Source organism: Caldisericum sp. (assembly GCA_022759145.1).
Lineage (GTDB): Bacteria > Caldisericota > Caldisericia > Caldisericales > Caldisericaceae > Caldisericum.
Genome location: JAEMPV010000040.1, coordinates 3177 through 14051 on the forward strand (window position 1 = coordinate 3177; position 10875 = coordinate 14051).

9 protein-coding genes are annotated in these 10875 nt (G+C 37.1%); 6 read left to right on the forward strand and 3 right to left on the reverse strand.

From position 1 onward, the window contains the following. From mnmA to JHC30_02600, 6 genes are all read left to right on the forward strand, one after another. Window positions 1–936, forward strand: a 936-nt coding sequence (mnmA, locus tag JHC30_02575; protein MCI4463040.1) for a tRNA 2-thiouridine(34) synthase MnmA, incomplete at its 5' end; no start/stop codon positions are given. Window positions 937–960: 24 nt separating this feature from the next. Next, window positions 961–2022 carry a hypothetical protein gene (locus tag JHC30_02580; protein MCI4463041.1) on the forward strand — a complete coding sequence of 354 codons (1062 nt, stop codon included), beginning with the start codon at window positions 961–963 and terminating at the stop codon, window positions 2020–2022. Window positions 2023–2025: 3 nt separating this feature from the next. Beyond that, window positions 2026–3000: a hypothetical protein gene (locus JHC30_02585; protein ID MCI4463042.1), complete on the forward strand. Its 975-nt coding sequence runs from the start codon at window positions 2026–2028 to the stop codon at window positions 2998–3000. An 11-nt stretch (window positions 3001–3011) separates the two neighbouring features. Beyond that, window positions 3012–3740 (forward strand): hypothetical protein, encoded by a 729-nt coding sequence (locus tag JHC30_02590; GenBank protein MCI4463043.1) that lies wholly within the window; start codon window positions 3012–3014, stop codon window positions 3738–3740. Beyond that, the gene (locus JHC30_02595; GenBank protein MCI4463044.1) at window positions 3727–4269 is read left to right on the forward strand and encodes a TIGR00725 family protein; all 543 of its coding nucleotides are present in this window, start codon (window positions 3727–3729) and stop codon (window positions 4267–4269) included. The genes JHC30_02590 and JHC30_02595 overlap by 14 nt, the downstream gene beginning before the upstream one ends. Continuing rightward, entirely contained in the window at window positions 4266–7349 is a 3084-nt protein-coding gene (locus JHC30_02600; GenBank protein MCI4463045.1) for an SMC family ATPase, read from the forward strand. Before JHC30_02595 ends, JHC30_02600 begins: the two co-directional genes overlap by 4 nt. Before the next feature lie 7 nt (window positions 7350–7356). Here JHC30_02600 and JHC30_02605 read toward each other — a convergent pair whose 3' ends face one another. From JHC30_02605 to JHC30_02615, 3 genes are read right to left on the reverse strand one after another with little or no spacing between them, the layout of a single operon-like run. Then, complete coding sequence (locus tag JHC30_02605) at window positions 7357–8214, reverse strand: sugar ABC transporter permease (protein ID MCI4463046.1); 858 nt, start codon at window positions 8212–8214, stop codon at window positions 7357–7359. Beyond that, window positions 8211–9179, reverse strand: coding sequence for a sugar ABC transporter permease (locus JHC30_02610; protein MCI4463047.1), 969 nt, complete (start codon window positions 9177–9179; stop codon window positions 8211–8213). Before JHC30_02610 ends, JHC30_02605 begins: the two co-directional genes overlap by 4 nt. Window positions 9180–9235: 56 nt before the next feature. Next, window positions 9236–10444, reverse strand: a complete 1209-nt coding sequence (locus JHC30_02615; protein ID MCI4463048.1) for a maltose ABC transporter substrate-binding protein — start codon at window positions 10442–10444, stop codon at window positions 9236–9238. Window positions 10445–10875: the final 431 nt, after the last annotated feature.

Here is a 10875-nt window from a genome sequence, read left to right on the forward strand (position 1 = left end):
GTTGCGGCGTTCTTCAGGCTCGAGAAGGAAGAGAGTTTATCAAGGTGCTGCAATATTTCAAATGCACAGATTATCGCAAGAAAACTTAATGTGCCATTTGTTGAGATAGATGTATCGAATGAATTTAGCGAACTTGTTAAGAACTATTTCTTTGAAAGTTTAAGCAAAGGCTTTACACCAAATCCATGCACTGTTTGTAATGAAAAGATAAAATTCGGTATAGGATTTGAAAAAGTAAAAAATATGTTTGGCGATGGGCTTTTTGCAACGGGGCATTATGCAAGAATTAAAGACATGCATCTTTTGAAGGGAGTTGACCCTGTTAAAGACCAATCGTATATGCTCTGGCGGCTTAAAAAGGGAGACCTGAAACACATCTTATTTCCCCTGGGCACATATCAAAAAAGCGAAGTTAAGGAAATTGCAAAGTCATTAGACATTCCTGAATCCAGGGAAAGCGAGGACCTCTGTTTTATAAAAGGAAACATAAAGAATACGATAAAAGAATTCCTAAAAGAAAAAGAAGGAGATATCCTTGATAAGGATGGGCATATCTTAGGAAAGCATAAAGGCGTTCAATTCTATACAATTGGGCAAAGAAGCGGGCTTGGTGTGTCCTACAAAGAGCCTCTATATGTTATCGACACAGACCCTATTAAAAATGTTGTTGTCCTTGGCACTTATGAGGACTGCCTGTTTAAGGGAGCCGAATTAACGGAAGTTAATATTCTTGAGGAGATTTCAAACGAGAAAATATACACAGCAAAAGTAAGGTACCAGGCAAAGCCTGCCGAGTGCCTTGTAAGAAAAATTGATAATAATGTAATTATTGAATTCGTTGAGTTGCAATTTGCAGTAACAAAAGGGCAAAGCCTCGTTGTTTACGATGGAGATATGGTTGTCCTTGGTGGCGTAATAAAAAAGGCATTAAAGTAATATAATTAATTTAAGGAGGCGCTTATGAAAATTGCACCAAGAGAACTTATATGGAAAGACTTTAGAAAGATGCAAAAGGAACACGACCTTTACACATCGCCTGAGGTTGAAGACTTATTATTTATGCAGGCAATCGAAGGACACTCGCACAATGGAGATGGCGCATTTGAAGGAAAGAAATTTGTGGATACAACAATCGATGATATAGTTATAGCACTTGGAAGAGATTCATTTATCGTTCGCTCATCAAGGCAACTTCTTATAGATGAAATCTATGAGTATGCAAGAGCCGTAATGAATGGTGAGAGAAGAACCCATCTTGTTAACAAGAAAGGTGAGCCTCTAATGAGATGCCCGCTCTTTCTTGAGATAGAAGTCGACCCTGATTCTGTTTTGAGAGGTTTATACCTTGGTGGCTTTATGGATGACTTTGAGACAAGAAAACTTGCAAACAAGAAGTTTAACCTCAATATGGGCGGCGGAAAGCCGTATCTTGTGGACATGCATGTAATGGAAAAATTAGGGCTTGATGGCGAACAACTTGCACACGGCGACCACGAGGATAAATTAGACGAGTATAGAAGAGTTGGGCTCATTATCGACCCAAGCAATGTTGACTTCCTTAAGCACTCGTATATTAGATTCCAGTACATAAGGCACAAAAAAGGGCTTGGTGTCTCTGATGACCTTGCAGTGCTTGTTGCAGGAAAACTCTACAACATAAGCGCTGGGCTTGGCGCATATCTTGCAGACGCAATCGATACGCTTGATAAATTCTCACTCCACTTTTATGAACAGGACGAGGCACTTGCAACTGAAATAGAAAAGAACTTCAAGAATCTTAACCTTACAAGGGATGATGTGCTGAACTTCATAAGGCTTATTGCAATTCCTGAGGGCATGGAAAGTGATATTCCCGACTCATCGCAGCGTTACTTCCTCGAGATAAATAAGGATGCAAATATGACTACACTTGAATCACACATTAGGTACCTTGAAGGCTTGCCTTATCCTCAATTTAAGATTGCATACGAAAGAATTTACAACACAGACCTTTATAGATACCTGGAGAAGATTTTGGGGTAGGAATTGGGGCTTAATAAAGTCTTAGGGCAGGAAAAAGCAGTTTCGTACCTTAGAAAATTATTAGAAAAAAGAAATATTCCTACAACCCTTCTTTTCGAAGGACCAAAGGGCGTTGGCAAAAGGCTTGCTGCAATCGAGTTTACAAAGGCACTCAACTGTCAAATTGACCCTTTGAACGGGTGCGATACCTGCAAATCCTGTATTGCAATTGAAAATAGGGTTCACCCTAATTTGAAAATTGTCGAAAGTGAAACAATCGGAATTGACGATGTGAGAAATGTTATCGACACCTCTTTTGTCCCTTATGAAGGCTTTAGGGTAAATATCTTCGTAGATGTAGAGAATGCAACAATTCAAGCCTTCAATAGTATGCTTAAACTTCTTGAAGAGCCGCCAAAAAATACGCTCAACATACTCACCGCTCAGAATATCGACAATATCCCCGAAACGATTGTATCAAGAGCGGTTATTGTTAAGTTTGGTAAACTTCCTTTAAATGTTGTAAAAGAAATCGTAAAAAAAGATGTAGAGGATGAAGAAAAAGCAAGCACAATTGCACATATTCTTAACGGCACCCTTGAAAATTTGCCAAATCTCATTAAGGAAGACAACTTCAAAAAGAGAAAGTTTATGCTTGCAACATTTATGGACCTCATAAAGAAAAAAGAGCCTGCAACTAAGTTTATTTTGAGATTCAAAGATTACTACGGTGAATTTAATTCAGTTACCGTTGGTAACTTTATAGATGAAGCGCTTGATTTATTGAAAGACATAATCCTCATAACAAAACAACAAGAAACTGAAAATATAAAGAATATTGACTTACTCGGGACTATTGCTGACGAATTCCTTACATTTAGCGGAAAGAGAATAAAAGAGGTTTACGACATTCTAACAAAAGCAAAAGAAGGTCTTTTGACAAATGCAAACGCAATGCATATAATATTAAGTGTGGTGTTTACAATTGAGAATTTATGAAAGGATGAATTATGGAAATAGTTGACAATATTGTAATTTTAGCAGGAGTGCTTTTACGAAAAGATATGCATACATACTTTATTCCAAGGGAAGAAAACCAATTTAGAGTTGGTGACCTTGTTATTGTTGAGAGGAATAACTCTACAATGCTTGCAAAGGTTGTTCGTCCATATGTAAAAATGGATGTCAAGGCATACGACAAACTTAAAGAAAGATTTGGAATAATGAGAATTTTAAGGAAGGCAAACCTAGACGACTTGAAGTATTTTGAGAACCTTGCAAAGAAAGAAAATAGCGCTTTTAAGGTTTGCAAGGAGAAAATAAGAGAACACGGGCTTCCAATGCATCTTATTGAAACAATCTGGGATGAAAACGAAAAGGAATATGTCTTTTATTTTACGGCTGATTCAAGAGTTGATTTCAGAGCACTTGTGAAAGACCTTGTTTCTACTTTCAATACAAAAATTAAACTCTGGCAAGTTGGCGCAAGGGATGCAATGAGATTTTTTGGTGGCATTGGACCTTGTGGGTATCCTGTTTGCTGCACAAATTTTCTAAAGGATATTGAAAGCGTAGAACTCACATACGCAAAGATGCAAAATCTCCCGATGAATGTATCAAAAATAACAGGCGCATGCGGAAGGCTTGTCTGTTGTTTGCGGTATGAATTGAAAGAAGGTGAGCCAATAAAAGTTGAAAACATAAAGATAGAGGATATCAATTTCGATGGAGAGGAATAAACTGCGAGTTGGACTTATAGGCACTTCTGAGCGTCCTAACGAACCTATAAGTGATGAAGTAAAGCGCATTGCATATAGGTTTGGGTATCTTGTTGGCATTGAGGGATTTATACTTTTTACAGGCGGCCGTGATGGTGTTATGGAAGCATGTTGCCATGGAAACTTTGATGCTCATGGCATAAATGTGGGTATTCTTCCTTCGAATAGCGTAAGCGAAGCAAATCCATATGTTACAATTCCAATAACAACAGGGCTTGGGATGGATTTTCGTTCGATCCTTATGATCCACGCAACCGATGTAACTGTTATGATTGGCGGAAAAATAGGAACCCTTCTTGAACTTGTATCAACTTATCAAAATGGGAAACCTGCGATAATAATAAAAGGAACAGGAGATTTTGCAGATTCGATAGATAGGATTCTTATCGATGGGCGTTACTTTGATTCTCGCAAAAATGCAGAAATATACTTTGTCAATTCACCAGAAGAAGCAATAGAAAAGATAAAGGATATATTCAAAATTAAATGATCCCAGAAGTACTCAAGATAAAAGGATTTTTAAGTTACAGAAACGAGGCAGTCCTTGATTTTACACAAGTAGGTGATGTAGTTCTCATAACAGGCGATAATGGTCACGGAAAGTCTTCAATTATAGATGCACTTGTATACGCATTTTTTGGCGTTGCAAGAGGGATAACAAGAAACAAGGGAGACATCGTAAATATCGACGAAAAAGAACTTTTGGTAGAACTGACATTCAGGGAAAAGGGCAAGAGATACAGGATTAAAAGGACATACAGAAAGGACAAAGAATCCTCAAGCCTCATACTGGAAGAGTTTGATTCAAATGCCCTTATGTTTAAAAACATAAGCGAGGGGAAAATAACCGATACTGAGCAAAAAATCCAGAAGATCCTTGGATTTAACTATGACACCTTTATTGGGGCTTCATTTATACTCCAGGGACAGGCAGACTTCTTTACAACAAAAACGCCAAGCGAGAAAGCGGAACTCTTACGAGAGATGCTTGGGCTTGAAATATTCGAATCTGCAAAGGAAATTGCAAAAGAAAGAAAAAAGGAACTTTTAAAAGAGATAGATTTAACAAGAAAAGAAATTGAGGAAAAGAGGGGAATTATTGAGAAAGATAGTGAGTATAATGAGCAATACAGGATTATAAACGACGAGATTTCAGCCTTAGAAAAAAGAATAAAGGATGTAAGCGATAATTTAGATAATATCCAAAAGTTGAAAGGTGAACTTATAAAGTTAAACGAGAGGTTCGAAAGCGTAAAAAGGGAAAAAGAGGCTTACGAAAAACGTCTAAAAGAAAACCTCTTGAACTTGGAAGACCTTAAGAAAACTCTAAACGAGTTTACCGAGATATTAAAAGAGAAAGATGAAATAATAAGTAACTATAACACATTGAAGGATGTCCGCCTTAAAAGAGAAAAGGAAAGCGAGAAAGAGTTAGTATTCATTAATCTTAAAAACGAAAAAGTCTCAAAAGAGAAGGAAATCAAGGCAAAAGAAGAAGCAAAACTAAAAGAAATTGCCTTACACAAAAAGTCCCTCGAAGAAGTTCAAAATGAAATCGAGTATACGGGAAAGAAAATCGAAAAGTATATAGAAGAAATAGAAAAACTTAGCGAAGAAAAACACCAGATATTAGAAATAAAGGATAAACTTTCAAATGAAGTTTTGGAACTTGAAAAAAGACAAAGCGAACTTTTACTCAAAGAAGAGAGGCTTAAAAATATCCTTGAACAAAAAAATAGTATCGAAAAGAATATTGAAAATAACTTAAATAGACTTAAAAAAGAATTGGGTGAACTCACAAAGAAGAAAGAGAACATAAAGAATTTAAAAAAGGATTTTGAAGAAGCGCTTAAAAGCAAGGAAGAAGAAAGAGTATTACTTAGTAAAGAGATTGAAAATCTTAAAGGCATTGCTTTGCAAAAAGATTTGGTTGTAAATGAAATCGAAAACACATTAAAAGAAATTTCGGCACTTGAAAAGGCATACGAGTTAGAGAAAGAGAAAGAAAACCTTATAACTACAACAGAAGAGCCAAAGTGTCCCTTGTGCGGAAGCCCCCTTACGGAAGAACACAGAGACAAACTTCTAAAGGACTTTAAAACTAATATAGAAAACTTTCTTAAATCAATAGAACAGTTAAAAGTTAAAAGAGAGGAATTATCGAAAAAACTAAACACAATCTTAGAAAGCGAAAAACACCTTCAAGAAAAACTCATCCTTCATGGTAAGTTAGAAGAAACCCTTTCAAATATTTCTAACAAAATTTCGCAAGAAGAAGTTGAAATTAAAGATATTGAAAATAGAATTTTAGAGATTGAAAGCGAAATTAAAAAAGAGGAAAATAACATAGACCTTGAAAAAATAAATAGCGACATAGAAACGCTTAAAAAAGAAATAGAAGAGAAAGCTATTTTAGAGAGCGAATTTACTAAAAAGAAAAAAGAACTCGAAGAAACCGAGACAAAACTAAAGAAAATTGACGACACACTCCTTGAACTTGTAGCAAATAGAAAAAATGAAGAAACGAATCTCGAAAAGAGCCTTACAAAGCAAAGGGAAGAAAATTCAACATTAGAAACGCTCCAAAAGGAATTCGAAAGCAAAACATTTATTGAAAATGAGCTAAAGGAACTTAAAGAGATTGAAGACAAACTTTTTGCTCTTAATTTCGATGAAGCTAACTATAAAAAACTTAAAGAAGAGGAGTTTTCCTTAAGGATTTACGAAGAAAAATACCAGAAACTTACAGTTGCAGATGTAAAGATAGAAAATATACAAGCACAAATTAAAAAGTTGGAAAGCGAAATTGAGGAGCTGAAAAAGGAAATTGCTTTAAAAGAAAACGACCTTGCAGAACTTGCGACAAAAATAAAAAATCTTTCGTATGTTGAAGATGAATTCAAGAAAACTTCTAAAGAACTTGATGATTTAAATAGCACTTTGAGAGAAAAATACATAACAAAGGCAAAATTAGAAGAAAATTTGAACCTCATAAGTAAGATAAAAGAAGAAATTAAAGAAAAAACTACGATTGTTATAGAACTTGAAGAAAGAGTTAATGCATTAAATGCACTTGAAGAGATCCTCGGAAGAAATGGCGTGCAGTTAGCAATTATGAGTGAATATCTTCCGCACCTTGAAAATGAAGTGAATAGCTTCTTGCAAAGGCTTACAGACGGTGGAATGTATCTAAAATTTCAGACTGTAAAAAGTGATAAAAATTCTGAAAAGCCAACCCTCGACATACTGATTTACGATAGGGGAACTGAAAGAAGATATGAACTGTTCTCTGGTGGAGAGAAGTTTAGAATTGATTTTTCTCTTAGATTAGGTATTGCTAAATTCCTAGCACATATTAGAAATGCAACGCTTGAAATGCTTGTAATCGATGAAGGTTTTGGAAGCCAGGATGCAAGGGGAAGGACAAACATACTCGAAGAAATAAACGCAATTAAAAGCGACTTCAAAAAAATTCTTGTAATAAGCCACCTAAACGAGATAAAAGAGAACTTTACAAATCAAATAAGGGTTGTAAAGGACGAAAATGGCTCTCGAATAGAAGTCCCTTAAAAATCAATTACCCTTTAACAGCACCAAGTGTAAGCCCTGAAATAATGTATTTTTGTAACAAGAACCAAACAACCATTACAGGAAGCGAAATAATAATGGAGAATGCCGCAAACTGCGACCATGGTGTATTCCACTGCCCCTGCATATTGTAAAGGGTCATTGCAAGAGTAAAGTTTGTCGGTTTTGTTAAGAAAGTCCAGGCAAGCATCCACTCCATCCATCCGTTCATAAATCCGAAAAGGAATGTAACTGCAATTGCAGGAATAGACAAAGGAAGAATAATTTTAGTAAACGCCTGGTGCCTGTCACATCCATCAACAAGGGCAGCCTCTTCAAGTTCTTTTGGCACGGTATCAAAATAACCTTTCAAATTCCATATTGCAAACGGAACTGAGCCTGATGCATATGCAACAATCAAACCATAGAGAGTATTTCGGATATGTAGAAGTGTGAGGATTACAAAGAGTGGCGCAAGGGTTGCAGTTGCAGGAAGCATCTGTGTTACAATAAATCCAAGTAAGCCTATCTCCCTTCCGGGGAATCTAAATCGTGAGAAAGCATATGCAGCAGTAGACGCAAGTGCAACTGAAAGAAGTGCTGTTCCACCTGCAACAAATAAACTATTAAAAAGAAGTTTTACAAAAGGAACAGGATATGCTTCATACGGACGGGTAAGCACCTTTATATATGCTTCAAGAGTAGCATTTTTTGGAATTATTTGAAGTGTTGTTGGTCTAAGGACATTAACGGGGTTTAGAGACATCGAAACAATCCAGATTACAGGAAAAATCGCAATTAATATCCAGAAAATAATATATGCATGAAGGTATATATGCTTGAGTCTTTCTATGGTTTGCCTTTTCATATCTCGCTCTCCGTTGCTCTTGTAACTCTATTTGTAATTAAAGTAATCCCAAGAAGAATAAAGAAAACTATAAGTCCAAATGCACTTGCTATTCCGTATAGCCCACCAGGATTAACTATTTTATAAGCCTGCGTTACAAGAATTTCCGTAGTCCCCAAAGGACCTCCCCCCGAAACAAGATAAATAACATTAAACTGGTTAAAAGTCCAAACAATGCCAAGCATAATTGCAGGAAGCATAGCTGAGCGTATCAAAGGAAGTGTAATTTTAAAGAACTTTCCTCTCTCGTTTACTCCATCAATTTCCGCAGCCTCGTAAATTTCCTGAGGAATGCTCTGGAGTGCACCCGTTGCAACAACCATCATAAATGGGAAGCCAAGCCACACATTTGTAATGAGGTCTGCATAAAATGCATACGATAGGAATGGTAAAATTTTGATCGGCGCATTCGGATTTGTAAGCCATGGAATTTTAGCAGCATGCCCCAGAATTGAGCTCAGGATTTGGTTTACCGCCCCAAAATCCACATCAAACATATTTTTCCATATAAGGGCGCTAATGTAAGATGGAACTGCCCATGGGATAACAAGAAGTGTCCTATAAACTTTCTTCAAGGCAAGTCTTGGAGCATTTAAAGCAACTGCAAGGCTTATGCCAATTGCAACATGTAAAAAGACATTTGCAAAGGTCCATACGACATTAAATGCAAATGTTCTCCAGAAGTTGAAATTTTCAAGAGGGACTTGATTTGTAAAAATCTTTATGAAGTTTGCAAACCCGACGAATTGAGGATGGGGATTTCTTAAGTTAGAGATATTAAAATTCGTAAAAGCCATCCATACCTGATAGAGAATGGGGAAAGCAGTTATCAAAGCCATTACAATTGCGGAGGGCAAGATATAGTAATAGGCAAGTTTGTGCCTTCTTATTTGCTCCCAGAGTTTAACATCTGATTTATCAGTCATATTTTTCACCCATAAACAAAAGGGGGCTTTGTTGCCCCCCTTAATCAACTATTTTACTACTGACCTCTCATTGCGTTAATTTTGTCTTGAATTGTCTTTTGTGCGGTGTTTATTGCATCCTGTGGTGTTGCTTTTCCTGCAAGAACGGAATCAATTGCGGTTTGCATTGGATCCCAAACAGCACCCATCTCTGGTGCAATTGGCATTGGAACGCCAGTCTTCATTTGTTCAAGGAATCCTGCAATAATTGGATCTGAAGAAGTATCAACTTTTGTATTAGATGGGATATGTTTTGCTTTTTCGAAGAACTTCTGCTCAATGTCCTTGCTTACCATAAATTTGATGAAATCAACTGCTGCTTTCTTCTGAGTATCGTTTATGTTTGCATTAACAAAGAAATCCTTTGTGTTTACGAATGGTGCAAATGGGTTCCCTGTGTCTGCAAAGGCTGGCATTGGTGCTACACCAACTTTATCCCCAAGTGCCTTTGTGTAATCACCGACAGCCCAGGGACCGTTGATAATCATTGCTGCTTTTCCTTCTTTAAACATTGAGTCTGCTTTTCCATAGTCGTTTGCAACTATAAAGTGTGGATCAGAAGCTAACTTCTTGAGGAATGTTAAAGCAAGGACACCACCATTACCCTGATTAACAACTGCATTGTAGTTGTCATCAAAAAGCTTCATACCTGCTGCAAAGAAATAACCTGCAGTAAAGTAGAAACCTGAGTTATAAACCATTCCATATGTATCGCCCTTGCTAATTGAATCTACAAGGGTGATAAGTTCGTTTGTATCCTTTGGAAGATTTGGTACAAGAGATTTGTTGTAAATAAGTGCAACGCACTCGGTTGATTCTGGGAATGCCATCATCTTGCCCTTATACTTAACCTGATCAAGAGCACCTTTCACATAATCAGCAAGGAATGTTGAATCAAAATAGGAATCAAGAGGGGTAATAAGATTTGCTTTTGTAAAATCGCCGATCCAGTCTGCAGGTCCGACTAAGATATCTGGGCCGCCACCTGCTGCTGCTTCTGTCTGATACTTGTTCTTAAGTTGATCGAATGGAACCTGAAGTTGGTTGATTGTTACTTCGGGATGCTGTTTGTTGTACTCAGCAATTGCCTCATTCAAAACATCGAGTTCTGAGCCACTCCAGGAGTGCCAAATTGTAAGTGTTACAGGCTGTGCTTTTGGTTTGCAACCTGCAAAGAGGGTTGCAACCATCGCAACCATCAGTACTGCTACTAATACTTTTTTCATACCTACCTCCTTCTCTTCAATTTTTTACATTAAATAAAAAACTCTTAACATAATTATATGCAACTTAAAAAACAAGTCAATAATAAAATTAGGAAAATATTAAAAAACTCAAAATGGATACAAATACCAAATTTCAATCCATTGTGTGGAGTTGGAGAAGGGGTTTTCCCTCCTCGATTGTCTTGTCATGCCAAGCGTTGCGAGGCATCTCCCAATTAATCGAAGGGGTTAAAAGACCCCCTTCGAACTTCCCCCATTTAACGGAGGAGACCCCTCACTGCGTTCGGGGTGACGATATGGGGTCTTTTGGGTGGAGTTGGAGGAGGGGACTTTTCCCTCCTCCAATATTGGAGACTCCTCGCCGTTTCACTCCTCGGAGTGACACATTTTGGAACGAGGGCTTCGCCCCCTTTCCAACTTTTCCCCAAAGG